The organism is Paenibacillus antarcticus (assembly GCF_001637225.1).
Classification (GTDB): Bacteria; Bacillota; Bacilli; order Paenibacillales; family Paenibacillaceae; genus Paenibacillus_AQ; species Paenibacillus_AQ antarcticus.
The window spans coordinates 136,940-163,779 of record NZ_LVJI01000024.1 but is presented as its reverse complement, the minus strand read 5'-3'; the positions used below and the strand labels follow the sequence as shown (position 1 = coordinate 163,779).

General features: G+C 40.1%; 20 protein-coding genes and 1 riboswitch. Of the genes, 2 read left to right on the top strand and 18 right to left on the bottom strand.

Annotated features, from left to right (window positions below):
- Position 1: 1 nt before the first annotated feature.
- The 14 genes from PBAT_RS16990 to PBAT_RS16925 form a co-directional block, all read right to left on the bottom strand.
- The gene (locus tag PBAT_RS16990) at positions 2-934 is read right to left on the bottom strand and encodes an ABC transporter permease (RefSeq protein WP_068651118.1); all 933 of its coding nucleotides are present in this window, start codon (positions 932-934) and stop codon (positions 2-4) included.
- A gap of 99 nt (positions 935-1,033) precedes the next feature.
- Positions 1,034-2,506, bottom strand: a complete 1,473-nt coding sequence (locus PBAT_RS16985; protein WP_068651116.1) for an ABC transporter substrate-binding protein — start codon at positions 2,504-2,506, stop codon at positions 1,034-1,036.
- Positions 2,507-2,824: 318 nt separating this feature from the next.
- Positions 2,825-4,339, bottom strand: a complete 1,515-nt coding sequence (locus PBAT_RS16980; RefSeq protein ID WP_068651114.1) for a response regulator transcription factor — start codon at positions 4,337-4,339, stop codon at positions 2,825-2,827.
- Positions 4,332-6,158 carry a sensor histidine kinase gene (locus PBAT_RS16975; RefSeq protein WP_068651112.1) on the bottom strand — a complete coding sequence of 609 codons (1,827 nt, stop codon included), beginning with the start codon at positions 6,156-6,158 and terminating at the stop codon, positions 4,332-4,334. Before PBAT_RS16975 ends, PBAT_RS16980 begins: the two co-directional genes overlap by 8 nt.
- Positions 6,159-6,357: 199 nt before the next feature.
- Positions 6,358-8,097: a methyl-accepting chemotaxis protein gene (locus PBAT_RS16970; RefSeq protein WP_068651110.1), complete on the bottom strand. Its 1,740-nt coding sequence runs from the start codon at positions 8,095-8,097 to the stop codon at positions 6,358-6,360.
- A gap of 269 nt (positions 8,098-8,366) precedes the next feature.
- Positions 8,367-10,202, bottom strand: a complete 1,836-nt coding sequence (locus PBAT_RS16965) for a UbiD family decarboxylase (protein ID WP_068651108.1) — start codon at positions 10,200-10,202, stop codon at positions 8,367-8,369.
- Between the two features lie 122 nt (positions 10,203-10,324).
- Positions 10,325-11,047, bottom strand: coding sequence for a serine/threonine protein kinase (locus PBAT_RS16960; RefSeq protein ID WP_248912434.1), 723 nt, complete (start codon positions 11,045-11,047; stop codon positions 10,325-10,327).
- 161 nt (positions 11,048-11,208) lie between these two features.
- Entirely contained in the window at positions 11,209-11,937 is a 729-nt protein-coding gene (locus PBAT_RS16955) for an ECF transporter S component (RefSeq protein ID WP_068651102.1), read from the bottom strand.
- On the bottom strand, positions 11,919-13,589 hold the full coding sequence (locus PBAT_RS16950) for an ABC transporter ATP-binding protein (protein ID WP_068651099.1): 1,671 nt from the start codon (positions 13,587-13,589) through the stop codon (positions 11,919-11,921). The genes PBAT_RS16955 and PBAT_RS16950 overlap by 19 nt, the downstream gene beginning before the upstream one ends.
- Positions 13,562-14,452 (bottom strand): energy-coupling factor transporter transmembrane component T, encoded by an 891-nt coding sequence (locus PBAT_RS16945; protein ID WP_068651098.1) that lies wholly within the window; start codon positions 14,450-14,452, stop codon positions 13,562-13,564. The genes PBAT_RS16950 and PBAT_RS16945 overlap by 28 nt, the downstream gene beginning before the upstream one ends.
- A complete protein-coding gene (locus PBAT_RS16940) occupies positions 14,449-15,444 on the bottom strand; it encodes a DUF4430 domain-containing protein (protein WP_068651096.1) in 996 nt (331 codons plus the stop codon). Before PBAT_RS16940 ends, PBAT_RS16945 begins: the two co-directional genes overlap by 4 nt.
- 73 nt (positions 15,445-15,517) lie before the next feature.
- Positions 15,518-20,155: an S-layer homology domain-containing protein gene (locus PBAT_RS16935; protein ID WP_068651094.1), complete on the bottom strand. Its 4,638-nt coding sequence runs from the start codon at positions 20,153-20,155 to the stop codon at positions 15,518-15,520.
- A gap of 158 nt (positions 20,156-20,313) precedes the next feature.
- Positions 20,314-20,508: riboswitch (cobalamin riboswitch) on the bottom strand.
- 112 nt (positions 20,509-20,620) lie between these two features.
- Positions 20,621-20,899: a hypothetical protein gene (locus PBAT_RS16930; RefSeq protein WP_068651092.1), complete on the bottom strand. Its 279-nt coding sequence runs from the start codon at positions 20,897-20,899 to the stop codon at positions 20,621-20,623.
- A 261-nt stretch (positions 20,900-21,160) separates the two neighbouring features.
- Positions 21,161-22,867 carry a DUF4127 family protein gene (locus PBAT_RS16925; RefSeq protein ID WP_068651090.1) on the bottom strand — a complete coding sequence of 569 codons (1,707 nt, stop codon included), beginning with the start codon at positions 22,865-22,867 and terminating at the stop codon, positions 21,161-21,163.
- Between the two features lie 415 nt (positions 22,868-23,282).
- Here PBAT_RS16925 and PBAT_RS25990 point away from each other — a divergent pair, with 415 nt between their 5' ends.
- Positions 23,283-23,459, top strand: coding sequence for a sigma factor-like helix-turn-helix DNA-binding protein (locus PBAT_RS25990; RefSeq protein WP_246168627.1), 177 nt, complete (start codon positions 23,283-23,285; stop codon positions 23,457-23,459).
- Positions 23,411-23,629, top strand: a complete 219-nt coding sequence (locus tag PBAT_RS16920; protein WP_068651084.1) for a hypothetical protein — start codon at positions 23,411-23,413, stop codon at positions 23,627-23,629. The genes PBAT_RS25990 and PBAT_RS16920 overlap by 49 nt, the downstream gene beginning before the upstream one ends.
- A gap of 81 nt (positions 23,630-23,710) precedes the next feature.
- On the opposite strand, the gene PBAT_RS16915 is transcribed toward PBAT_RS16920, so the two are convergent.
- From PBAT_RS16915 to PBAT_RS16900, 4 genes are read right to left on the bottom strand one after another with little or no spacing between them, the layout of a single operon-like run.
- Positions 23,711-24,163 (bottom strand): OsmC family protein, encoded by a 453-nt coding sequence (locus PBAT_RS16915; RefSeq protein ID WP_068651082.1) that lies wholly within the window; start codon positions 24,161-24,163, stop codon positions 23,711-23,713.
- Between the two features lie 25 nt (positions 24,164-24,188).
- Positions 24,189-24,935, bottom strand: coding sequence for an ABC transporter permease (locus PBAT_RS16910; protein ID WP_068651079.1), 747 nt, complete (start codon positions 24,933-24,935; stop codon positions 24,189-24,191).
- Between the two features lie 28 nt (positions 24,936-24,963).
- Positions 24,964-25,998 carry an ABC transporter substrate-binding protein gene (locus PBAT_RS16905; RefSeq protein ID WP_068651077.1) on the bottom strand — a complete coding sequence of 345 codons (1,035 nt, stop codon included), beginning with the start codon at positions 25,996-25,998 and terminating at the stop codon, positions 24,964-24,966.
- 17 nt (positions 25,999-26,015) lie between these two features.
- Positions 26,016-26,810 carry an ABC transporter ATP-binding protein gene (locus PBAT_RS16900; RefSeq protein WP_068651075.1) on the bottom strand — a complete coding sequence of 265 codons (795 nt, stop codon included), beginning with the start codon at positions 26,808-26,810 and terminating at the stop codon, positions 26,016-26,018.
- Positions 26,811-26,840: the final 30 nt, after the last annotated feature.

The window sequence follows — 26,840 nt, the reverse complement described above, 5'->3', positions numbered from 1 at the left end:
TCTAGAATAAGGCGCTATCTTTATCGACTTTACGTACAATATAGTTCGAAGTCATAACAAGAACGAAACCAACAACAGATTGATATAGTCCAGCAGCCGTACTCATTCCTATTTCACCCGTTGTTTTAAGTCCACGATATACATAGGTATCAATAACGTTAGTAACACTGTACAAAGTACCTGAATCTCGCGGAACCTGATAAAACAATCCGAAATCGGCATAGAATATTTTCCCGATAGCAAGCAAGGTCATGATCGTAATGATCGGCTTCAGCATAGGAATCGTAATACTACGGATTTGTTGCCACTTACTAGCTCCATCAATCATTGCAGCTTCATAGAGTGATCTATCAATCCCCATGATTGCTGCCAAATATACGACACTATTGTAACCGACAGCCTTCCACAGAAAGATAAGAACTAGGAAATAAGGCCAGTATTTCGGATCAGAGTACCATTGAATTGGATCCATCCCAAACCATCCTGTGATTTGGTTCAGCATCCCCCGGTCCATGCTCAGAAAGCTGAATGCAAAATAACCTACTACAACCCATGATAAGAAGTAAGGTAGGAACATCCCTGTCTGATACACTTTGGCGAGCTTTTTATTCGCGATTTCAGACAATACCACAGCAAGAATTACAGACAAGATAAGACCTAACGTAATAAATGCAACATTATATAGTAACGTATTTCGTGTAATGACATACGCATCATTCGTACTGAACAAAAATTTAAAGTTATCAAATCCCACCCACTTGCTTTGTACAATACTAGCCAAGAATCCGTCTCTGCTGTAACGATACTGCTTAAACGCAATAATCGTTCCTAGCATTGGCAGATAAGCGAAGAATAGGAACCATAGTGTGCCGGGCAATACCATAAGCAGCATGACTTTGTTCTTGAAAAGATTCTTTAGAAATCCACCGATCATAAATATCCCTCCCATTGGGTTATAACGAATAAGAAAAAAAAAGAATCGGGCGAAGCTAGAAAGCACCCGATTCTTTCAGATTCAAACTTCCTGTGCTTGTTACTTCTTAGTTGCTACCCATGCATCAACTTGTGTTTGTGCTTCAGCCATAATTTTGTCCAATCCGGCAGCTTTGAGTTTCTCTAGTGCTTTCGGTAAATATACATCTGGATCAACAGTACCTGTCATTAGTGAGGACCAGAATTCCTCTTTGACGTTCTGTACAGCTGCAATTTCATTTGTGATCTTCGAAGTGTCGAAGTTGAAACCAAGCAATGGGGCATTTTTACCTGCATCATTAAACGTTTTGAATTCATCCCATTTGTTCTCAGGGTCACCCTCGTTCAAATAAGTAAGTAGAACGTTACCAATTGAGAATGTAGGGATATCATAGTTTTTAGAGTCCGGCAAATTCTTCATCATATTCTCGCCGATTTTTTCATAATGAACTTTCTCGATCCCGGAATCTAACAGATTACGTAAATACTTATCCGTATTGAGTAGATTCAGGAACTCCATAGCTTTCTCAGGATACTTCGAGTTTGCCGAAATTGCCTGCATGGATCCCATAACAGACCAGTTAAACACGATAGAATCGCCCGCTGGAGTGGATACTACAGGATAGCCATAACTAGCCGACCACTGGTTATCCGCAAGAGGCTGAGTAGAAGCACGATCCATGAGCCATTTCCCAGTCTTCATCAGATCATCTGTCGAAGTCGTGGTAGCTGCTTCAGGAGAGACATATCCTGCTTTGTAGTACTTATGCATTGTAGCAAGACTAGCCTTCAACTCCGGTGTTTCCAAAAGGTTGACAACTTTATAGTCTGTTGTATCCAATTTTACAGCCATCGGCATTTTCTCGATTAGGTAATCGAAAGGCATCAACGGCATGTAATCTTTGCTAATAGCAAATGGCGTGACGTTAGGCTCGTTTTCTTTGATCGTTTTGAGCAGGGGCTCTACACTCTCTAAAGATTTAACTTCGCTAATGTCGAGATTATATTTTTCTAAGAGTTCCTTGTTGAAACGCCATGCTTCCAATGCTGGTAGCTCTTTGTTGGCTGGAACGCCATAGTTCTTACCATCTACTTTGGAACCTTCAAGGAATGCTGAATCCAATGTTTCCGTAATCCCTTTACCTTCTTTAGTCAATAAATCATCAATAGGCGTAAATGCGCCTTTTCTAGCATTCTGTACATAATCGAAGGCCCATGAGCTGGTGAATAGAATATCCATCGGCTCGCCAGATGCAGCCATTACCTGCATTTTTTGCGAATAATCACCGTAGTCGATCATTTTCATCTTCACAGTAGCGTTTATTTTTTCTTTCGTATATTTATTCACTTCGGCTATAACGAGGTCTGTATCCTTCTGTGGTGCACCGATCGTATACCAAATCAATTCAACAGGCTTCTCGGAACTTCCACCGCTACTAGCACTATTATCTTTATTTCCTCCACATGCGCTAAGCGTTAATGTACAAGCCATCAACGTGGCAAGCATAATAGTAAAGCTCTTTTTCTTCTTCATCTTATAATTCCCCCTCTGTTCTGTAGTGTTTCTCCACAAATCCATCCAATGTCATTACAGTAAGTTCGCCAGCCTGTATACTCTGTTTGCCTATCATACTTTGCTTAACGACTATCTTTACTTTAGTCGATGTAAGCACTTACAAATAGAGGAGAAACTTAATAAATGGTGTAGGAATTAAAGAAAATAATGTACTCTTACAAGAAGAAAACGGTTGTCCTATCCTTATAAGGACAGCACAACCATTTTATCGAAAATATAAAATAAAACAGAAGTTATTCCTTAGTATTCCTTATAACCCCTTATTTACCAGAAATACTAGAGCAGTCCTTTATATTCGATTGGGGAAATTCCTACATATTTTTTAAATTGTTTATAAAAGTATCCGCTTTCTAAATAACCTACATTTGAAGCGATTTCATGAACTTTCAGATGAGTCGTTTTAAGTTGCTCCTTAGCCATTTCTACACGATATTTATTAATGTATCCGGTGAAAGTCTCATTCGTCTCCTTATGAAACAGCTGACCCAAATAGACTGGATGGATATTGTAGGCTGCACCTAATGTCTTGAGGGAAAACTCTCCAGCATAGTTCTCATGAATATACTTCAGCACCTGCTGAACAACCGGGTTCTTCACATCTCTTACCAACGCATCGATAACGGAAACAGCCACCTCTTGGATCACCTTGATCAGATCAGTTCCCTTATCCGCTTCCCTAACCTTCGTGAAACCCAAAGTGAATGGTTCAGATTCTTCCTTGTGATTAATTCCCTTTAGTTCCATTTTGAATCGGATGATCAGTTCAAGAGCAATATCCTGTAGACGAGTTGGTGTCATGCCTTCCAGTCTCTGAATCTCTTCGAAATCTTCCCGGATTCGCTCTTCCAGACTTTCCGTCTCTTTCGCCAAAATAAGCTTGACGTATTCTGGCCAGTCTATAGGAAATTCCGATTTGAATGGTCCTTCACTTAGTGGAAGCTCACTATAATCCATAATCAAGCGTTCGGGATAGATGAAGAAATACTCCAATGCCTTTTTGGCTTCAACATAACTTCGAGAAGCATGCTGAAGTAAAAACCCTACACTTCCCATAGATATTCGAATAGGACGAAACGCAGAAAGATGCTCCTGTATATTCTCTAGATGTTCCTTCAACCTCTTCTCTTCCATCACTTCCATAGTGGAAAGAATAACGATGTCCCCATCAATATCACGAAATGGCGTAAATGATTCATCATTATCCAATAGCTTCGCAATCAAGTCAAATACCTCATCGCCTGCCTTCTCACTCCGTACAATGGCCACAGAAGCCAGAGGACGTTTAAGCTGAATCCCAATAAGCTCTGCCCGTTCATTGAACTCCGTCGTAGCCATATACCCCTTCAGCCAGCGGTGCAGTATATTATCTTTTAATATTTGCACGCCCTTACTATCGAACCATTGTTCTACAATTAATAGATTTAACTTCTCTACCACAGTTCGTAGTGTAGATTTCAATTCTTCAATATTTATGGGCTTCAATAGGTAATTCTCAATCCCAAGTTTCATAGCTTCCTTCAAATAATTAAATTCACTGAACCCACTAAGTATGATTGCTAGTAGATTAGGTTGAATCTCCCGAGCACTATTGATCAACTTCAGCCCATTCATTACCGGCATTGAGATATCTGAAATCAGTAGATCTACAGGTGTATGTCTAAGAATATCCATTGCCAGCTGCCCATTCTCTGCATGCCCCACTATTTCCATTCCGAAATCGGCCCAATTAATAATGTTATACAATCCTTCAAGGATAAACGGTTCATCATCAACAATAAGTACTTTATACATACTGATTCCCCTTCCCTTCCATATCGGGAAACCATACGATTACAGTCGTCCCGTTGTCTAATTCACTCTGTATATCAATCCCGTAAGACGCACCATATAATAACTTCAGACGAGCATGCACACTACGTAATCCGAATGACCCTCCTTCTTCTTCCGGCTTGTCCAGTGAATCTTTTATTTGTGCAAGCCTTTGCGGATCAATTCCTCGTCCGTTATCCTCAATAATAACCTTGATGAATCCTATCTCCTGTAGAACACGGATCGATAACTGATTATCAGTCCGTTCAGTTCTTATCCCGTGTACGATGTAATTCTCAATCAGCGGTTGCAGTGACATCTTCATTACGACTCTTGAGGAATGAATCGGATCGATATCAATTTGGAAAGAGAACTTATCCTTAAATCTAATCCGGAACAATTCAAGATATAGACGACACGCCTCCAGTTCATCTTTGAATAAGTGAATCTCCTTCTGTTGAACAAGGCTTTTGAACAACACGGATAGAATATAGATCATTTCACTCACATCACCAGCACCCTGAGAGATAGCTCGCATACGGATAACCTCAAGCGTATTATATAGAAAATGAGGGTTAATCCTTGCTTGTAGTGCCGCCAATTCTGTATGATTTTGCTTGATTTCCGCTTTAAACACCCTATCGATATAGAGATTAAGATCATCCATCATATTGTTGAAACTCTTCGAAATTTGCCCAAGTTCGTCTTCACCATGATCCTCAATTCGAGCCTTTAAATCCCCGTTCTTCACCTTCCGTGTGAACTTAATAATTCCATTTGTGCGCTTAGCATAATTAGCTACGAATAGTGAAGGAATAACAATAGAGATGATAATGCATATCGCACTGATCATAATAATCGTATTCCTCAGTCCGTTATAAGCTTGTGAAATAACATTCTTAGGCACTGCGCCAATGACGATATACCCACCCTCGTTGGAGATTAGCTTATTAATATACATCCCCTTATCTGCCGGCTTAGTACTTTTGTTGCTATAGAGAGATGTTTGTTCTGCATAAGGGTAACTTTTCTCATAATATTGAGAGGTTGAGTCATACAATACCCTCCCATCTACCGATATAACGGTAATATCGCCTTTTAATTTATCTTTATAACTGGACAGTACATTTGAAATCTTATCAGCATCATAAAAAACTAATAATTGTCCTATATTTTTTAACGTCATTTTATCATTAAGCGGTACACGGATGGAGAACAGACGCGAATCCCACTGGTTAATCGCTGTGCGAACCCATACGTTCGGCAGAGAAATATGTGTACTTTCTTGCGCCATAGCATCCGGGATATACGAATGAGCAGCATTTGTCGAAACCATATTGAAGTGCTTATTCTGATCAAAGGCAAATAGATTCTGCTGATCCGCACTATATAACATTAAGTTGCGTATATCCGCATCGTTGTTAAGCTGATCTTTTAGGAATTCTAGCACATCTGTCGACTTGTCAGCATTCTCGTTATAATATTGGTCCAACTTATGTTGAGCATACTCTTGAAATGGATGTGTCAAGAAATAAGACAGATTACTAGACAAAGACTCATTTCTGTACGTAGCTATCGTCATATCCTTTACTGCAACATACTTATCATCTAGGTAACGACTTACACTCTCCATCGCATTCTTCTGGATATCAAGTTCTTTCTCTACGATGGATTGAGACATAGAGCGAAACATCAAATAGGACAAGGTAATAATTGTAACGATCGTAATACCGGAATAAAGCAGGATCATTTTCAAGAACACGTTGTTTTTAAAATAATTTCTGTATAATTTCCTGACCATTACCATGCCCCCCCATGTTGTGTAACGGTTTTATTATAACAAGGTATTCTAGAAATAGGACATCTATATCGAAAAAAGTCGAATGAACGGATATCTTAGAGAAGAAAATTAGTAAAAAAAGCCAATATCTAGACCCTTTACAGTCCAGTTATTGGCATATTATTATTCTATGAGTCTTGTGTTATAACGAATCACATCTTTATTCCACTCTAAACTTTCCGATCTCATTCTCTAGATTGTGTGCCATATCCCTAAGGGTTGTGGCAGAACTCGAAATCTCTTGCATCATGGCCATTTGTTCCTCGGAAGAAGCTGCGACGTTTTGTGAGTTCTGTGATGCATTTCTGCCTATTTTAGCAAGTTCATCGAGTGAAGCTGCAACCTCTTCGCTCCCAGCGGACATTTGTTCCGAAGCTGCTGAGACTTCCTGTACTTGTTCATTAACACTCTGCAAAGCGGTAACGATCTCTTGGAATGTCTCCCCTGCCGAATACACAGATTTGATCCCATGAGTAACTTGCTCCATGCTCGTATTCATAGCTCCCGAAGCACGATCAACACTGGTAACAATATCCGTTAACAGAATTGAAATCTGCTGAGAGGAGTTATGAGATAGCTCAGCCAAATTCCGAACTTCATTCGCAACGACCGCGAACCCTCTACCATGTTCTCCAACTCTCGCTGCTTCAATAGAAGCATTCAGTGCTAGTAGATTCGTCTGTCTTGCAATGTTCGTAATAATGCCTAGAATCTTCTCGATCTCTTGAGAACGTTGCTGAAGTTCAGCCAATATATCCACGGTACCTGATACGGACGTATGAATGACTTCCATTTCATGGACAGATTGATGGATAACTTTATTACCTTGCTCGGCATTTTCTGTAACTTCATTAGCATGTTCAGACAATCTCGCAGAGGACTCCGCAATCCGCTGGATACCAAGAGCCATTTCTTCCATGGCAATTTGGCTTTCCATAGCTGACTGCATTTGTGTTTCCGAACCGTACGCTACTTCTTGAACTGAACCTGCGATTTCCTCCGCTGCCTTTGAAGTCTGTTCTGCACTCATTGTCAAAGCATTTGAAGAAGATGTAACGTTTAAAGATGTTGATTGTACGTTAAGAACTAATTGACGGATATTGCTAATCATCGTGTTAAAGTTATCAGACAGTATTCCAACCTCATCCTGATTTTTAACGGGTATCATCACGGAAAGGTCTCCATCGGCTACCTGTCTACTCAGTTCAGACAACTTTCTGATAGGGCGTAATGTAATCCGCACGAGATAAATGGTTAACGCTACGAAAAGAACAATAAGAACTGCTCCAATATAAATCGTCACTTTCAGCTGATAATTTTGCTTCGCTATTAAGTAATCATAGTCAAAGCCAATTCCAAAAATGGCGATCCTATTTCCATCAGCATCTTTGATCTCGCTAACAACACTTGCCCATGTCCCATATTCATCTTTAAATACGCCCGAAGAAGCATATCCATCTGTTTCCACTTGATCTAATACTGAAGCAAAGGCCCCCTTCGCTTCATACGTAGAACCTGGTAAAAGACCCGATTTGTATAATCCTTGGGTTCCAAGTATTAATTGCACCTTTCTATTGTCCCCGCTTTTCTCCACTTCCGGCATATAAAGATAACTATTTGCTATGATTTCATTACTTCTCATACTATCTAATTGCCGCTGCAATTGTTGAATACTCTCATCCTTCATAAGATCCTCTGAGTTCATCAAAGTCTTTGCCTTCTCGATCGCAGGAATACTCTCCACTATCATATTGTGTAATGTCCATTCCATCGTAACCATTTCCGCATCTTGCTGCATTCGTAAGCGATCGAAAGATATGTAAGCCATCGCACTCCCGAGTAAAACAAACAACAATGATAAAACAATACTTGATTTGAAGATTAAACTTTTCCTATTCATTGTAAGCCTCCAGGTCATTCCTTCTATTTTGATTAACAATATTTCAAATTTGTGATACTTCCTTATATCGGCATTTAAATCCCTGTAGTTTATGAACAAATTTTTACAAATGATAGATTATTATAAAAGTAAACATTTGAGTAAATCAAAAAAACGCCATAATCCCTCTTTCCTCAAGGATTATGACGTTTCAATGATGATGGAACCTATACTAATCGTACGCCAGAGCGTATTATCTTACTCACCGTGAGTAATAAACCTCACCCTTTTCACTCGATCTTTAACCCACCTAAGCTTGCCCCTTTAACAAATAATCGCTCAATGTTCTTCGCAACCGTTGGATCAGCTATTAATGGCGGTGCTTGATGTGGCTTGGTACGTGCATCAATAATTACATTGTCACAAGCCCAGTGTTTGTTCTCATAATGACCGTTCACACCATAAATGTCGTGCGAAGGATTGCTTCTCGTGAATGTAACCCATAGGAAATTTTGAATTGTCGCACTTATGAATGAACTGTCGTCACTTAGAATGATCATAGGACAAGATGGAATTGGCCCCTTCGTTTGAATAGCCTCTGATAACCCTTGTAACTCTTGTTGCGCTTGACTATAATCGATGAATTTTGAACCTTGAATTACTACAATACCAGGCATGACTAATTGTGCATTTTCAAATCCACGAATTTCTTTTAAGACATCCGGAACCTCTTTGCATAACTCTCTCTTTTTATCTCCATAGGCCGCGAAGACAACTTTACTACCACTATTTAAACCCGTACCTGAATAATCTAGCGTATCAATGGTCGTATTGGTATAGAAATGAATATCGCGATGTAAATCTATCCGTTCCAAAATATACTTCAAAAATTCTACTTCATTGTGCGAGTCTATAGGGTGATTCTCTTCAGCAGTTATGAATAGGTACTTCGCCAAGCTCAATTGCCCTGTGCCTAATATACGGTTGGCTATCGTGAGTATTTCTGTCGGCTGTTTCACTTTCTGATAAGGGGTGTATCGCTCACTACCAATTGCAAACAGCAACGGATGTACACCCGCAGCATCCACAGCATGTACTTCTTTGACACCGGGAATTTCCTGTTTGATTGCGTCCCCTGTTAACTCATGAATAAGTTCTCCGAATGCGGTATCCTCCTGCGGTGGACGACCCACAACAGTGAACGGCCAGATGGCATTGGGCTTAGCATACACTTTATGTACTTTCATGACAGGGAAATTGTGGGTAAGGCTGTAATAACCCAAATGATCTCCAAAAGGACCTTCCGGCTTCGTCTCGCCAGTATGAATTTCTCCAGTGATTACAAAATCAGCATCATTACTGATACAGAAACCATCCACATAACTGTAGCGAAAATTCCGTCCTGCAAGCAATCCAGCGACCGTCATCTCGCTAAGACCTTCTGGCAATGGCATGATCGCTGACAACGTGTGCGCCGGAGGACCTCCTACGAAACAGCTTACTTTCAAAGGCGTTCCGGCCTTGTTTGCCTTAGCTTGATGTACACCTATTCCGCGGTGAATCTGATAATGTAAGCCAATTTCTTTATTCATTTCATATTCATTACCGCTCAGTTGAACACGGTACATACCGAGATTAGAATTCATGATTCCAGGTTTCTCTGGATCTTCCGAATACACTTGCGGCAGTGTGATAAAAGCACCACCGTCCATCGGCCAATGTTGGATCTGTGGAAGGTCCGATATTTGAATTTCCTGTGCAGTAACTGAAGGCGTCCCGAACTTCTTTAAAGGGAGAGCTTTCATTGCAGCAAATCCATTACCAATATTTCTAAAAGGTTGTTTCAACGCTTTCATTGGATCGTCGCGCATAGCCATTACATTCTGTACAGAAGTCCATGTATTTCGAAAGATGAACTTGCTACGCTCTATCGTACCAAATAAGTTGGAAGCCGCTCGGAACTTCGAACCTTTTACATTCTCAAATAACAACGCAGGGCCGCCAGCCTCATAAACTCTCATATGAATGGCAGCCATTTCAAGATAAGGATCCACTTCTTCTCGAATACGAACTAAATGTCCATGTTTCTCTAAGTCGATAATACAATCTTCTAAATTTCGATACAATTGTATGGCTCCAATCTGTACTGATAGGTTTAGTGAACACAAATTCTCTCCCCAATGTGGGGTCTTATTCCGCTATTGAACTAACGTTAAAACAAATTAAAGATACATGTCAATCGATTAAGTCATCTACCTCGCCAAAGCTGATATCCCTTTCGTACCGCCTCCAACACAGCGCCGGGTACTGGAAATAACCATATAGATGTTATAGGACGATACAGGCTATAATATGCTATTTTGAAATCATCCCACATGTTGCAATCATCTTGCTTTAAGAAATCAGACACATCCACGACCAGACCCCGGCCATCCTTGATCATGATATTTTTACCGTGAACATCGTGTGGACGAAGTTCGCGCGAACAAGCATATTCTAAAGCTCCATCAATATCTTGTATAGCCTGTTCAGTTACGCAAATCCCTTTTTTGATACATTCATAGAACGTGATTCCATTCAGTCTCTTCAATATAAGAAAGTCCGTTCCGACATAATAGCATATGGAATATGCTGGATGATCACCAAGACGCTTATATACCTCAGCTTCTTCCTTTAAACCAGGCCTTCCTGGAGCATAAATTTTCACAGCATAATGTTCAAAATCCGGGTGAGAGAATACTGCCGCATAATTCCCTGATCCTAGTAACAGCCAAGGCTTAGGGAATGACCAAACCTTCACGGGTTCATTCGGGCGGACACTTTCTGACGACAATTCCCCTAACAATTCCCTCGTAACCAGTTCACGTAACTCCACTATCTCTTCTTCTATTTGTTTCTGAATTCGATATCTACTCCATTCTAATACATATTGACCTACCACCATTCTCCCACTTATAAAACAAATAGTCACTGATATAATTTATTCAATTTCCATCATATTTTAATGTGGATTCTCGATAAACACGTGATCGACCTCATCGAGAATTAATTTATAGCGTAGAAATCAAAACGGTAGATCGCCTTGTTAGCGATCTACCGTTTTGTCATGTCCACTGTACAAACCGAATTCTACTACTTCTCAATCAGTCCATACTTAATCTTAATCCGATCCAATTTCTCAATCATCGGCTGAGAAATGAAGAAGAGGAACACCACCGTGGCAATCGCATGCACCATATCAAACCAAAAACCTGAAATGTAAGTAGCAAGTAACGCCTGCCATGAGAACTGTGATGTGAACATCATTAGTGAACCTATGTTAATAATACCACCGTAAATTAACAAAGTAGCTAAGCCTCCAAATACACACAATGATAGTTTCGTCTTTTTAAGAAGTCCCTTTTCAAATAAAATACCTGCTATAAACCCAATAATTCCAAAACAGAACATTTGCCACGGCGTCCATGGCCCTTGACCAAAGAAGAAATTGGATACAAATCCTGTAACAGCGCCTACAAGAAATCCTGCCTCAGCACCCAGACTCACACCTGCGATAATAACAATTGCAACGACGGGTTTGAACTGCGGCAACATGAAGAACGCGCCTCTTCCTGCTACTGCAATAGCTGTTAATACAGCGATCACGATTAACTCCCGTGCCTGTGGCTTACGCTTTTCAAATACCATGGCGAACGGAATCATCGTATAAAGTACAATTAATAAGCTAATAAAATAATATTTACGATCATTTAATACGAGAATACCTAACATCATCGTAGCTGGAATGACAATGAGGATAAGCACAGTTGCTAATACTGTCCGGCCGCTTAATCGCTTACCCGTCACCTGCTTGTCTGGCATCGTTCAATCACATCCTCAACTTTGACTGCATTCGGCCATACATGACGCACCATCCGATTGGCTGACGTCGTATAGAAGCTATTCCCTGCGAAAAATTGCTGGGTTGTATTCGAAGTAATGATACTCCCATCAAAGAACATCGCACATACTTCTGCATACTTAGCACAAAATTCAATATCGTGTGAGACCATCACAATCGTAACACCATCAGCATTTAACTTCTTCAAGAATAAGGCAAGCTTCTCCTTAAAAAATCCATCCAGGCCCTTCGTTGGTTCATCGAGCAACAATATCCTCGGCTCTAACAAAAGAACTTTAGCTAGTGCCGCTCGCTGCTGCTCTCCACCACTTAAGTCATAAGGATGCATAGCTAGTAGATCCTCAAGCTCTGCGAACTTAACGATTGCATCTATTTTAACTGCCTTTTCTTCCTTCGTTAGCGGCTTATCTGACAACATTTCGTATAAATCTTGTTCAACTGTTTTTTTCACAAATAACGTTTGCGGACTTTGCGGAAGTATACCCAGATTATTAGTAAATAGCTCTTTGGCATTCATTTGGGCAGTATTCTTACCACCTATGAGAACCTTTCCTCTATAGGGTTGGAGGATACCGCTAATAAGCGATAGTGTCGATGTTTTACCCGTGCCATTCCCACCAACGATGCAATAGAACTGGCCCTCTTTCACTTCAAAAGACAAATCCTTGATAATATCCGGACTATTCTTTTCGTATTTAAACCACACATCTTTAAATGTGATTACAGTACGACTGGATATCCCTATGGTTTCCTTGGTATCCACCATTTCAGCTGGTTTATTATCACACAGGAACGCATTTAACCATTGCCGTCCCTCCTTTACCGTTACAGGACAAGCCAAGTCATTGTCCACACCGGCATATATCTGCATCGGTGAAGGCATCGAGCAAAACATCGGATGATTCATCTCGCTTAATATTTGTCCGACCTTATGAGGTAAATCATCTGCAATTATTACCCCTGCATCCATCACAATGAGGCGATCAGAGATAGGGAGTATGTCCTCCAGTCGATGCTCTGTCATTATAATAGTTGTACCTAAGTCGCGATTTATTTTCTTTACCGTTTCTAAAAAGTCAGCCGCCGCGATTGGATCTAGTTGTGACGTTGGCTCATCAAGAATTAATACCGAAGGGTGCATCGCCATGATAGAAGCTAAATTGAGAAGTTGCTTCTGTCCTCCAGAAAGCTCAGAAACATTTTTATGAAACCATGTCTGAATGCCAAAAAAACTCGCCATTTCAGCAACACGTAAACGTATAGTGCTTTGTTCATACCCTAAACTCTCTAGCCCAAAGGCTAGTTCATGCCATACCTTATCCGTCACAATCTGATTGTCAGGGTTTTGTAGCACAAATCCAATCTCTGATGCCTGTGTCCGTTGGTCCAGTCCTTCTATCGGTTGCCCCCCATAATAAATCTCTCCGGTACGTTTACCATGTGGTGTAAGTATCGTTTTCAACTGCCTAAGTAATGTACTCTTGCCACAACCTGACTTTCCACATATCGTTACAAATTCCCCACTTTTGATCGAAAGACTAATATGGGAAAGGGTATCTTGTTCTTTCTCTGGAAAGGTGAAACTTACATCTTTGATTGTATAGATTTCCATTTCATTACCTCCACCACATTGATGATCACAGGTATCATACATAGAACAAAGTAGACTAAATACACAACCATACTTAACGGCGTCATCGCCACCATTTTAATAGAAGGAAAGAATCGTATCGTATTCTCACCCCTTGCCCCACCTATGACAACCATGATTGTTAATCCCAGCATGATCATAAGTACTATCTTATCCCTGCTATCAAATCGAAATATGGAGAAGCTCGTGCGGTTAGGCAATCCATATCCTCTTGATTTCATCGAATCTGCGGTTTCAATGGCATTTTCTAATGCCCATGTGGTCATAATCGAGAGAATAGTAATCCCATTTCGCGCTCTTTGGAGTATGTTTCCCTGTGAAATATCCCTGCCTACACATTTCTGGGCATTAGAGATCACCTTAATTTGTGCTACATATCTAGGTACAAAGCGCAACACCATCGACAAAATTAACGAAAGCGCGGGCAATACTTTTCCGAACAGATAGATAAATTTATCCGAAGTCATCACGATGTTATAACAAGAGAACCATATAACTATCGTTACAAACATACATGCTGCTGCCATTCCAAATAGGATGGATTCAAGCGTAATGGGATTTCCATTGTTTAAATAGAAGAGAATGGTACTCCCTTCATGATTAAAGGCAGGATTCATTAGGGCCATGATCAATAACAATGGAATCATATAGAGTAGATTAAATTTAATAGCGCTATTTCCTTTTAACATTATGGAATACGTAATTGCGCTGATGAGTGCTATGACTTGAAAGATAGGATGCATAAAGATCATACTAAACAACAAAATTACGACAAAATACATAAAATTCACAATCGGATGAAAGGTCGCAAATGAATCCTTCATTGTTTACCCGCTCCCATATCCCCGCCAACATCTCGGCCTAAATCACAGGTGTACACCCAATCAACGACGTCCCCGTCTTTGAGAACATACCGACTGCTACCATAGTTAGGAAACCATCCGTTGACCTTATACATCCAACCGCTTAACTCTCCACAGTCAAATTCATATAAATTGTTTATTCCCTCAATATAATTACTGTTGTAGATGGGTGTCATCGAGAATTCCATATGAATTTTATTCTTTTTCATCTCTCGGAGTAACACGTCAAAGACAGACTCTCCTTCATAGAAAGTAACCTTTTGTTTTTTATAAATAATACCGTCGGCTGGCAACACTTCGAGTTTATCCTTATTGAATATATCCATATTACTTAATATTGTTTTCGCTGATACGGACAATGTAACCGTAAGTTCTTCCTTCTTATTTATCGTTGCATCCTGCCACTCAACAGGTTTAGGTTTCCCCTTTGGAACGGGGTCGGTAAGATACATATCTTTCTTAGCTTCTGTATTCGGAACCTTAACTTCCGATCTTGCTGCTGGTTTCTTTGATTCCTGCACCTTTAATTCGGATACCGTATCCTTCACAGGTTGCTTAGATACAACCTTGTCTGACTCTTCTATTTTAATATTGGGTTTGACTGTTTCTACTACTTTTTCTGTTTCTGTTCCCTTTTCTATTCCTTTAGCTGCTTCGTCTACTTTTCCTGATTCTATATCACTTTCTATTTCTTCTGACTTTTGCAATTCTTCTGTTAATGGCTTGGAAGCATGACTATCAGACTCTTTTGTTGTCGTGTCTTCTTGTCCATTAGTCTCTTCATCTTGCTGAGACAATGTATTTAAAGAGGTCGTTATTTCACTTGTAACCTTAGTCTTAGTTGTCCCATTCGCAATCTCAGTTGAGCTCTTCTGATAATCTCCACCCCAAAAGAATGCAATCGCTAGTACGCCTATGATCAATAGTGCGCTGAACCATCTTTTCTTGTTCATCTACTCATTCCCACCTTAAATAACGAAGCAAGGGCATATACTCCACCCTTGCTTCGATTTCTTAATTTATTGGCTATTTAACATCTGACATGTCATATAGACGAGTCTGCTTATTGATATAACGATCGTAAGCTACAAGTGCATACATTACTTGATCTGTCGCCATAAGATCAATTCCCCCCGGCTTGGCACCACCGTTATCTTGACCGCCTGACTTAATATGATAGAACCCTCCACTTGGAGCAGCGAAGCTCAGTAAGGCATCTAGTGGTGATTTTCCATTTTTAATAAATCTAGTGTCACGATCCGCATCTATACCAAGACTAGACAAGGCTACAACAACCTGAGCAATACTCTCAGAATTCACCGAGCGCCCACTCGTATATCCTCCATCAGCCATCTGAGCCTTGGATAGCCAAGCAACACCACGATCCACAGCCGCTTTTACTTTTGAATTTGTTGCATAATATGGCACAAGCCCTTGAATGGCCATGGAAGTAACATCGGCATCTGAGACATCAGGCTTTTCCCCTAATGCCCATCCGCCACCACTAATCTCTCTGTTCAAGATAAAATTGATTAGTAACTCCCTTGTTGTCTGTGTCTTTACTCCAGCAACGATCGGTATCTCATAATGCATACTGTCTAGCGCTATAAGAGCAAAGATGGGTCCATTAATGCCTTGTTTAATTAAAGTGTCGAAATCAGCGAGTGGTTCTCTTAAGTTATATCCCGCCACATCATCGATATTTCTACCCATTGCGGTTAACGCCAAAATCACTCTATCGTATTCCGTATACTTTACATTGTGCAGTTTCCCTGATTTTTCTTTCAGAATCTTTTCTACATTCGCATAGTATTTAGCATAATAGGCATCGGGTACTGGCACATCAGAACGTGCCAATCCAAATACGGTCCAATCCCCGCCAACACTAGCTATGATTGGATCCGTAACTGCCTTTTGCATAAAAGCTGCGGTATCTTTAATTTGTGTCTGAACCTCAAGCTTAGTTGTGCTGTCTACGCTATCTACTTTACCTGTATTGGTATCCGTGGTCTTATGGTCATTCTTGTATTTATGAATTCTAGTAGATACAACAGCAGCCATTTCTCTCGTAACCGCATCTTTAGGGTTAAATAGATTATCGCTACCTGTCATCAAGCCTAGTGCAGTAACGGTTTCGATATCTGTCTTAGCCCAAGCAGATGCTTTATGGATATCTTTGATAGCCGTACCTGACTTCATTGGTTGAATGCTCAAAGCTCTAACGATCGTTACTGCCATTTGCTCACGTGTAATATTATCGTTTGGATGGAATTCATCATTGTATCCTGTGACTAATCCCGCTTTGTTAGCTGCGTTAACATAAGGATAGAACCAATCATTAACTCGTACATCCTTAAAGTTAGCTCCAGTAGCAAGCTTCGTATCCAGAGCTAACACGTTAACTAGGATTTTGGTGAATTCCGCTCTAGTAATGTTAGCCTTCGGATGAAACTTACCATTGCTTCCTTGGATATATCTATTGTTCGTCGCTTCAAGAATAGCATCGTAAGCCCAATTCGAGATGGCACTAACGTCTGAATACACATTATTTAGATTTGGACCTGTACTTGGTTTCGTAGGAACTGTAGCATCTAGACCAACAGTGTATGAGACGAAAGTTGTGAAATGGTTTGTTTTGATAAAGATATCATTACCTTTAACATAACCATAGGTTCTCTTCTCACTGCCTTGCGTTTCCTTAAGTCCTTGATCCTCAGATCCATACATCGTAATAGGTGTAAATTTGTTGTTCTCGATAAATCCTATCATTTGCCCTTTGGCACCCTTTATGGTGATGCTAAGTGGCTTATCAAATAATACGGAACTATTCGTATTTCCCATCATAAAAGCATAATTTAGAGCTGTAACTTTATCACCCTTACTCAGTGTGCTCTGGATTATTTCTTGTAATTTCGTATCCTGATTAGAGGTCATGAGTTCAATTTTGCGATCTCCAGACTTAAATCTTGTACCTTTATCAATAACAACTGTGATATTCCCTTTATTAACTGTTATCATTGGAATATTGTCTTTAACATCCTCTAAGCTAAGAAAGACCTTAGCTTTAACATCAGGAATATTAATCGTGATATTGTTGGTGTTTTGTAATTCTTTCGGGATACTCAGGTTATAATCCTTTTGGATATTACTTGGAACATTGATAACAGGTGTTTTATCATTGGAATTAATGATCATTCCTTCACCCATTGAGATTAAGCTTCCCGTGGGTACTCTTTCTCCTAAGTCCTCACCCAAGCTTGCCGTATATCGCCACTGGATTTCATCACCATCACTAAGAACATATTGGCTAGCCCCGTATCCCGGATAACTGCCGTTGACATTATACATCCAACCGCTTCCACTACCGTGGTCGAATTCTCCATCACCAGCAATGGATTCTAAGTATGGAGTTCCATATTTATTATTCCAAGAGTAGCTAATCCCCTTACTGTCCAACACTCTGCGTAAAATGGTCCATGCCGTGTCACCGGATCGTAACTCTACCTTCATATTTGAGACTACGTATCCTTTGTTAATCATAAGTTTATCTACCGATAAAGTTACGTATTTCCCTGTTATTACAGGAGGAATAACTTCAGTGCTAGAAGTATAAGCAACATAGTCTGTAAAATGGTTGGTCTTTACGATCAGATCATTTCCACTGTCATAGGCATACTCATTCTTACCGCTAGCTTTACCTTCAATATCACTTGCATATTTTTGTATTGCATGGGGAGATTCATTCTCGATATAAGCTGCATCTTTCCCTTTCATGGCCGTTAATGTTAAGGTAACAAATTGATTAAACTCTACCTTCCCAGATCCTCCTACCGTGAATGCTTGAAGGATATGATCGAGCTTCTGACCCACTGGAATGATGGAACTTAATGTATCTATTAATGCAGTGTCTGCTACACTTTTAGATGTTAATAATTCTATTGAAGATGAATCACCATTAGTGATTTTCGCGCCTTTAGGGATGGAAAGAGATATAGTTCCCTTGGTAACCTCTATATTGGGTAGGCTACTTTTAAAAGGTAAATTTACACTTACTTTTGCAAGTCTATCGCCAAGGATGGAGATTTGTATATCTTTATTACTATCCGACTGTGTGATCGGGATAATATAGTCATTCTTGTCATCAGATATGTCAACAACAGGTTGGTTCCCAGCTGGCAATGGTAATTCGATTGCATGAGGTAGCTCTGGCTGTGATGGCTCTTTGATCTGTACATCCTTCATATCGAATAAACGGTTTTTATTATTCACTAACCGATCATAGGAAACTAAAGCATATGTACCTTGGTCTGTAGCCATATTATTATTTACTTTCCCTGTTACTGATAATTTGAAACCACCTTCGGGATTAGCAAACATTAATAATCCATCTAAAGCTGACTTCCCATTTTTTATAAATCGACTATCTGTATCTGGATTAATGCCCAATGAAGTTAAGGCAAGAATAACTTGCGCGCTACTAAAAATATTTTTAGCGATACTACCATCATTCAATTGAGACTTCGAAAATGATTCAATCGTTCGATCCACGGCAATTTTCACTTCTGGAATATCTGAATAATATGGAGCAAGGCTCTGTAGTGCCATTGCGTTCGTATCTATGAAGCCCCAGCTTCCGTTTTTTGATTCATGAGCTAAAATATAATCAATTAGCTTTTGTCTTGTTGTTTGCTTTTCCGGATCTCCACCTTCAACCAAGGGGATTTCGTAATTGTGACTATCTAGTGCTATTAAGGCAAAGATACTCCCGTTAATACCTTGCGCTTTCACATAGTCAAATTTAGCCAAAGACTTCGTAATATCATAACCGGCAACATTATGAACATCTTTACCAATAGAAGTTAATCCTAGAATTACTCTTGATTCTTCGGTACTAAGTTTAGTATCCAGTTGCCCATTATTCTTTAGCATTAATTCTTTTACTTTAAGCTTAACCTTCTCATAATAGGAATCATAATATCCTGCTTCTACTTTGTAATCAGCTCTAGCTAATGATAGAACGGACCATTCACCATTCCCCGTTCCGTAATTCGGCTCCGATACAGTCCTAAGAATATAAGCCAAGTTCTTATCCAACTGTTCTTTTGCTGAAAGCGGAGGAACTACCTTGCTGTATTTAATGCTAAACGATTTTTCAGCTGGTTTTCCAGCTCCATTCTTCGCCAAGACTTCAATCAGATTTCCCCCATCTTTCAAGGAAACCTTGTATTTTCCCACTGTTTCAGGTAAAACAACTTCATCATTCAGCTTCACTTCTGGAATGATATCTTTATAAACGTTGTCTGTTACCGTAACGTTAAAGGTAAGTTCACTTTGTGATACTTCCTGTTTATCAACGAGACCGACTACTGTGATAGATGGTGCTTCTGTATCTGTCTCTGCGCCTGCTTCTATACCTATTTCTTTGGCAGTATCTAACTCACCAGTGGGCTCTGATATCCCCGTATCTGTGGTTTCTGATCTATCATTCACCTCGGCTTGATCAACATCACTGCTTTGCTGTGGAGTTACTAATAATGTTTCTTCATTCCCCGCTTGCGGTGTTGAAGCTCCTCCATCTGCATAAGACACTGACATTCCTGGTACGAACATCGTAAAGAACATACTGACTACGAGCAACCATGCTAAAAACCTATTTCTCTTCAATTGAATAATTCCTTCCTTTCTCTCCCCTTAATTTGAAATACAAGAAATACACTTTCCGACAGCACGAAAAAACCTCTCAACTTTAGTTAAGAGGTTTATATAGTAAACAGCTGAAAGAAGCATGCACTAATAAACACCCTTCTATCCTTCGTAGAGTTAATGGTGTGACGAAACAGGCAGGTCTTCTGGCTCAAGTATCATCATCCTTACAACCTTCCCGGTTTCCCAGTGGCATCTTGCAAGAACTCCTCTTTCACAGCGGCGGGACCGCGTGGGATTTACACCCACTTCCCTTTTAACCAATCCATGATTTCCTTCGAAATCACATTGGCACCTATTTCCAATTATTAAATTCATATTCTATCATACCGAAAAAGTCGAATTTTGTCTTGTTAAAATTTACTTGTTATAAACTCTAGCTCACATCAAAAAAACGGCATCTCTGCCGTCTTCATGTATTATTATTCAGTGAAAATTTGATGAAGAAGATTCATTTCCAAGAAACAAGACAGGTGCTCCACCCGATACATATTTCTGTCCGATTTCTGTAATTCCATAAAGAAGCAACCATAGCGCTTGATCCACTTCGATTTGACTTGCTTGTGCATCATCCATGATGCGGTGTGCATCTCCTTTAAAAGCTACGAATTGCCCCCATCTCAAAGTATGATCATTCATATTGGGATCTACTTCCGTAATCAGATCCGCAAACGCTAGTACTTGCTTTAGCTCCTGTATATTCACACACCTTCTTTTTTTGTTCCATTGTGATTAAATATTTCTATACTTATTATATCGACAATCATTCCATAAATTTATTTAGTTAATTAGGTTTAATTTTAAGTTACTCTTACGACTATCTGAAGGCACTTGTTATTGTAAATACAGTACAACTTCAGCATCATTTTACCAATTTTCACTCATTTATAGTCTATTTTGCCCATGCATATTTTCTAAAGTGCCTACTCTGTGTACAAGAAAGCTAAATCAATAGAAGAAGAGACATTATTCCATTGTCACCCTAGGGCTTAAGGTAATTTCGAATACACGCTCCCAAATGTAATTAGGATTGGCATATGCAAGTGTTGCGCTACTGTATTTTGAGAATGACATCGTTGAACTATTAATTTGACGGATATTACCCGTCGACGCCGTTGAGCCAATCAAGAAAGCATTTTTCCCTGCAAGGGTATTCGTATACGTCTGCATCCGATCTTGCAAGAGAATAATCATATGATTGTAATCAATTGTAGAATTGAAAAGCCCCATGTTCTGATCGGGGTAAAGTACGTTCGAATACAGTGTATTTGCTCTAGAATATGTTCGAATTTCTGCAATAACCACCGTTTTGTAATAGTAATCTTTCAAGAAACGTTTGAACAGAAGTGACCCATGCGCGTTCACTGCCTTATGAAGGGCTGCGGGATGAGTTTCCGTAACTAGATATGCGTAACGTGCCTGTCCCATTCCAAGAGCAATCCCAATTTTATTCCCTGCTGTATTCCACCCACTATATCCTAGAAGACCTCCAGTAAATGGACAGTCAAGTAATGCCTCTGTTACCGTCGCATTAGATGCCCCTTTAGCCACAAAGTCAATGACGATCGTTGGGATGTGTTCGTTACGATTCGATTGAATACGGCTTATCGCACTTGATACTTGATTCACGTCCGTAATCGCAACAATTTCTAAATCATACGAACCACTGGTGACAAATTGTCCCCCAATCATATCAACGTGACGCGAAATATTGTCATGTACGGTCATGTATTCGTATGTGTTAATGATCGTTGAACCATGAGGTCCATAATATTGCACCCTATATCTTGGTTTGACTCCTTCACAATACAAATGGTTCGCCATGCGTGCCAAAAGAGAATGACCCAACCCGTCTGCATCAGGAAGAATAATAGCACGTTCAGGATTCTGACCTTCCGTACCTCCACCAAGCTGTTCATTGATGTACCTTTCAATAAACCCAATTTCATTTGCCTGAACCCCTTGGGTAGAGGAGTCATCGACACCTATCGCAAGAAAGTCAATATAACCTAAGCGGGCAAGTTGATCTAGAATATAATAGTTTGAATTAAATTTATGGTGTCGTGCGTTATAATATTGTTCTTTATCGAAATGGACTGTATCTCCATATGGCGTGTTATCAGGTTTCGTATTATAGCCAGTTATAATATCGTTGAAGTCCTCAAATATTTGCCTAGGCTGCAGGCTGAAGTTACGTGACTCTGTATAAGCATCATAATTTTGACCCTCTACATACGCTGATGTAGCCAATCGCATAATGGTATCCATCACATAGACAGGCTTACTGGGATAACACTGCTTAATTTCACGAATTACATCTAATAGATTTGTGGTAGCCGTATCAAAGTTAGGATAGATCCCTCCATCACTTGTACGAAGACGTCTGCTTCCAATTAATCCACCATAAGCAAGCATATCTGTAGAGATAATGAAGCCATCCGCAGAGGATGCGTTATTCAGAATGAATTGGCGAATGTTTGATGTTGTCCCAAATCGGGGAGACATCGTACCTAGTAACGTCGATCCCGAAATTGTTTTTTTAGTGTCCAAGCGGTTTTTAATATCATTATTATTTGGTGTTATGACCTCGATCCCTGCTGATTTACCCTGTAGGATGACATCATCTAAGTTAACTGGTCGATCATCAAGTGGTACATATAGAACTCTTTTCATATAAACAACTCCATATATTCATGATAGGCACTTTAGTTTACTTCATCGCTTTCTTGTTCGTGCCTTCATATATATAGGTGATTCACCCTTCAAAAAAACAACCGTTACGATCAAAATTTAATTTACCAACCAAATATGACCAATAAATGATATACTAAATAAGAACAAACGTTCCTGTTTTGGTTGTGGAATTACGCTTCGTATTTCCCTACAGGTAAATAGACTTAGAACATAATAGAAGGGAGAACTTATTATAGAGACACAACAGAGCCTTTATGAACGTTATAAAACCGAAGTTTATCGTATTGGATGGAGATTGCAATATCGCGCCAAAATCATTAAAAAACGAGAATGTTCTTTCTATGGGATAGAACCTGCTGCACCTAACTTTACCTATTCTACTGAAAACAAGATAGTGGTACAGCAACTCATAAATACATTACCTCCCTATGGAAAGATCATTTTGTATAAACTCTATATCCAAGATCAGACCGAATCAGAAGTTGCACGACAACTACAAATGAGCCAACAGGCGGTGAACAAATGGAAGCGAAAAATGATACAGAAACTATCCCAGACAGCGAATTCCTAACTTTACTACATGCGGCAAAGCACAATCATTCTGAGTCCATGTTGGAACTCATCGAATTGTATAAAGGGGATATCGTTCGACTAAGCCAATTTATTCATATGCCGCAAGAAGATGCAGTATCGCATATTATTGTAGAGTTTCTTGAATTCATCAAGAGTAATAAGATTTGAACCTTAATGAATTCAATAGATTCCTTACGAAAATAATAACAAAAAACGGGTCCACATAGGACCCGCCTGCTTTAATAAATATTAGGTACAGCAATTGCCGCCTTCTAATGTACAACTCATACCTTCATTAGGCGTATCCGTTAAGAGCGACTCTTTAAAGTTGATAGTGATATGAGAGCCTACCGTACGCAGCACCTTGCAGTTATTTTTCACATGTTGAAGCAGACTTTCTTTCTGTTCATCCGTTAAATCTCCTGTAAAGCTGACTCCGAAATCGATTGCTGAAATATCCCCGTTCTCATCTACCGTATCTTCCGCATTAACGGATACATCTGTAAGTGGAAATGTATTCTGTTCTGCATAACGAAGCAGTGTCATTACCGAACAAGATGACAACCCAATGAGCCATAACTCGGTAGGACGAAAGCCTAAATCCTCGCCGCCTCGCTCCACACTTTGATCGACAGTTACTGTGCGATTCTGTGCATGTGCTAGATGTAGAAAACGTTTCACTCGCTGTATATAAATTTTCATTATGGTTACCTCCTTAAATGTTGTATTACCCCTTAAGGGCCCATGATGCAAACCGCTTCTTCAACGGATACAACAGTACAAATTCGAAGAACATGGCCAATATACCAATTGTGATGATGCCTACCATGACTAACGGTGAGTTGCCTATTTGTCCACTGGAAGAGATGAGCCAACCAATCCCAGCACTCCCACCAATCATCTCTGCTGCAACAAGTGAACGCCACGCGATTCCAAACCCTACGACGACGCCTGTGAACGCAGACGGCATAACCTCCGGCAAATACACATGCCATGCCAACTGAAGGCGATTAGCGCCAAGTGTCTGAGCTGCACGAATATGCGTAATTTTGATACGCTCCATCCCTTGGATCACATTGACGAGTATAGGGAAAAATGCGGCAATAACGATGACCGCAATCATCGGTGCATTCCCTAAATCTAACATCAATATGAGCAATGGCGCCCAAGCCATCGGTGGTGTCGCTTGAAACAACATGGTCATTGGAGATAGGAATTGTCGAAATGCTTTACTTACCCCTGCTAACAATCCAAATACGAATGCTGAGATCGCCGCTATTGCAAATCCAGAGAACAATCGGTAAAGACTGATCCCAATATGGTGGTAATATTCAGGAGATATGAGCTGCTTCTTCAGTTCAAGCCAAGTACTCCATGGTCCCGGAAATATAATGGGAGGATAATTCCTTGCAACCAACATCCACACAATGATGATAAAAGGGATGGCAAGTATGCCGAAATGAAATTTTTTCATGATATTCCCCCTGCCTTCGAAGGCCCGGTTATTTAATCCAAGTTGTATCGATGATCGTTGATACATCGAGTTGCTTTTCGATTGATTTAATCGTGAAGCTATTGTCTGCCACCTCTTGGTAATATAACAGATCGTCATCGGTAAATTTATATTCGAACTTGTTACGCTTCAATGCTTGCGTGATTACCTCAGTCGGAGTGTACGTTTTATCCGTTCCTTTAATTTCCGGAACGTTAAATGCTTTGGCCAACACCTCGGCATTTTCGGTCACATTTTGATTCAACTCCTCAATTGAAGCAATATGACCTTGAATGAATTTCTTCACAGCGTCCGGTTGCTCTTTTAAAAAAGCGTTCGAACCGAGAACTACAAATGCCGGGTCTGGAAGTTCCTGTACGACTTTGAGTCCACGTAACTCTGCAAAGGTCAAGAACGGTTCGCCGGCTACAGCCGCATCGATTGTCCCATTTGTTATCGCAGTCTCCATGTTAGGTGTCTCCATTTGTACTAATGTGACGGATTGATCGTCAAGCTGACCTTCTGGAAGTAATACCGCACGAATCAGATAATCTACGCCGCTACCTTTAACCAGATTCCCAAGTTTTTTCCCTTTAAGATCAGCAGCTTGTGTAATCCCAGATGACTCTTTCGTGAACAGCCCATTTTTCCCTTGATCTACTTTAGCAATTATTGTGAATTCTGCTCCGCGTGAGCCCCAATTAACAGCCGCTGGCATTCCCGCATACGCGATATCTAACTTCCCTGAGGATAGAGCCTTGTACAAATCCGGTCCATTCTTAAAAGAAAAGAACTCAGCCTTTAATCCCTGCTTATCAAGTAGCTTCTTCTCCTTGGCAATAATAGCCGGTGCCGCGGCAATCAAATTCACATAACCAACCTTGATCTCTTGGATTTGCTGCGTTTGTGTTCCCTCTTGAGATTTATCTATTACTTCAGCCTGCTTATTTGTATTTGAGTTTCCGCAACCGGAAGTGATTACCACGGCTAACACAAGGCTACCTAACATACTGAACAATTTGGTGGATCCTGATCTCTCTTTCATGGTTACATTCCCCTTTGTTATATCCCTGAGCCTTCTGACTCGTAGTAGATTTGAAAGTCATATCTTAAATCCATCATTAACTGCTTTTTATATTCATTAAAATACGATGAAACCCGAATTTCTGGAATTCGTGGTCTTCCCAAGCCAATATTCACAATGTTATGAATTTGTCCTTGATCATCAAACACTACAACCCGATCCGATAAATAGATCGCTTCATCAATACTGTGAGTAACCAAAATGACAGTCATTCCCGTCTCTTTCTGGATACGGAGTAGCTCCTCTTGTAGAGATTCCCTCGTCTGTTCATCCAGTGCACTAAAAGGCTCATCCATTAAAAGAATACTTGGTTTAGTCACCAATGTTCGAGCTATGGCTACCCGTTGCTTCATACCGCCAGAAAGATCTGAAATGCTCTTATGCTCTGACCCTGCAAGTCCGACCATTAGAATGGCTTCTTTGCAACGTTCCACTCTTTCCTTTTTGCTAATTCCAGCCATACGTAATCCAAAAGCAACATTGTCAAGTACATTTAGCCAAGGAAATAAAGCTAAATCTTGAAATACAAACCCGCGATCCGGTCCTGGCTTACTTACTCGCTGACCATTAATAACAATATTACCTTGATTCGGTTGAATGTACCCAGCAATCACGTTGAGAAGCGAACTTTTACCGCACCCGCTTTTACCAATAATACTGATGAATTCACCTTGATTCACCGTTAGATGAACATCGCTAATGATACTTTTATTATCTTCATAAGATACATGGATATGGTCAATTTCTAACATGGAAGTTCCCGCTTGCGACATGGTCATCTCCCCTCTCTAATTACAACTATG

What these genes read in the sequence shown, in the direction of transcription:
- PBAT_RS16990 (WP_068651118.1), bottom strand. Translation starts at nt 934, where the DNA reads ATGATCGGTGGATTTCTAAAGAATCTTTTCAAGAACAAAGTCATGCTG.
- PBAT_RS16985 (WP_068651116.1), bottom strand. Translation starts at nt 2,506, where the DNA reads ATGAAGAAGAAAAAGAGCTTTACTATTATGCTTGCCACGTTGATGGCT.
- PBAT_RS16980 (WP_068651114.1), bottom strand. Translation starts at nt 4,339, where the DNA reads ATGTATAAAGTACTTATTGTTGATGATGAACCGTTTATCCTTGAAGGA.
- PBAT_RS16975 (WP_068651112.1), bottom strand. Translation starts at nt 6,158, where the DNA reads ATGGTCAGGAAATTATACAGAAATTATTTTAAAAACAACGTGTTCTTG.
- PBAT_RS16970 (WP_068651110.1), bottom strand. Translation starts at nt 8,097, where the DNA reads ATGAATAGGAAAAGTTTAATCTTCAAATCAAGTATTGTTTTATCATTG.
- PBAT_RS16955 (WP_068651102.1), bottom strand. Translation starts at nt 11,937, where the DNA reads ATGCCAGACAAGCAGGTGACGGGTAAGCGATTAAGCGGCCGGACAGTA.
- PBAT_RS16950 (WP_068651099.1), bottom strand. Translation starts at nt 13,589, where the DNA reads ATGGAAATCTATACAATCAAAGATGTAAGTTTCACCTTTCCAGAGAAA.
- PBAT_RS16945 (WP_068651098.1), bottom strand. Translation starts at nt 14,452, where the DNA reads ATGAAGGATTCATTTGCGACCTTTCATCCGATTGTGAATTTTATGTAT.
- PBAT_RS16940 (WP_068651096.1), bottom strand. Translation starts at nt 15,444, where the DNA reads ATGAACAAGAAAAGATGGTTCAGCGCACTATTGATCATAGGCGTACTA.
- PBAT_RS16925 (WP_068651090.1), bottom strand. Translation starts at nt 22,867, where the DNA reads ATGAAAAGAGTTCTATATGTACCACTTGATGATCGACCAGTTAACTTA.
- PBAT_RS16920 (WP_068651084.1), top strand. Translation starts at nt 23,411, where the DNA reads ATGGAAGCGAAAAATGATACAGAAACTATCCCAGACAGCGAATTCCTA.
- PBAT_RS16915 (WP_068651082.1), bottom strand. Translation starts at nt 24,163, where the DNA reads ATGAAAATTTATATACAGCGAGTGAAACGTTTTCTACATCTAGCACAT.
- PBAT_RS16910 (WP_068651079.1), bottom strand. Translation starts at nt 24,935, where the DNA reads ATGAAAAAATTTCATTTCGGCATACTTGCCATCCCTTTTATCATCATT.
- PBAT_RS16905 (WP_068651077.1), bottom strand. Translation starts at nt 25,998, where the DNA reads ATGAAAGAGAGATCAGGATCCACCAAATTGTTCAGTATGTTAGGTAGC.
- PBAT_RS16900 (WP_068651075.1), bottom strand. Translation starts at nt 26,810, where the DNA reads ATGTCGCAAGCGGGAACTTCCATGTTAGAAATTGACCATATCCATGTA.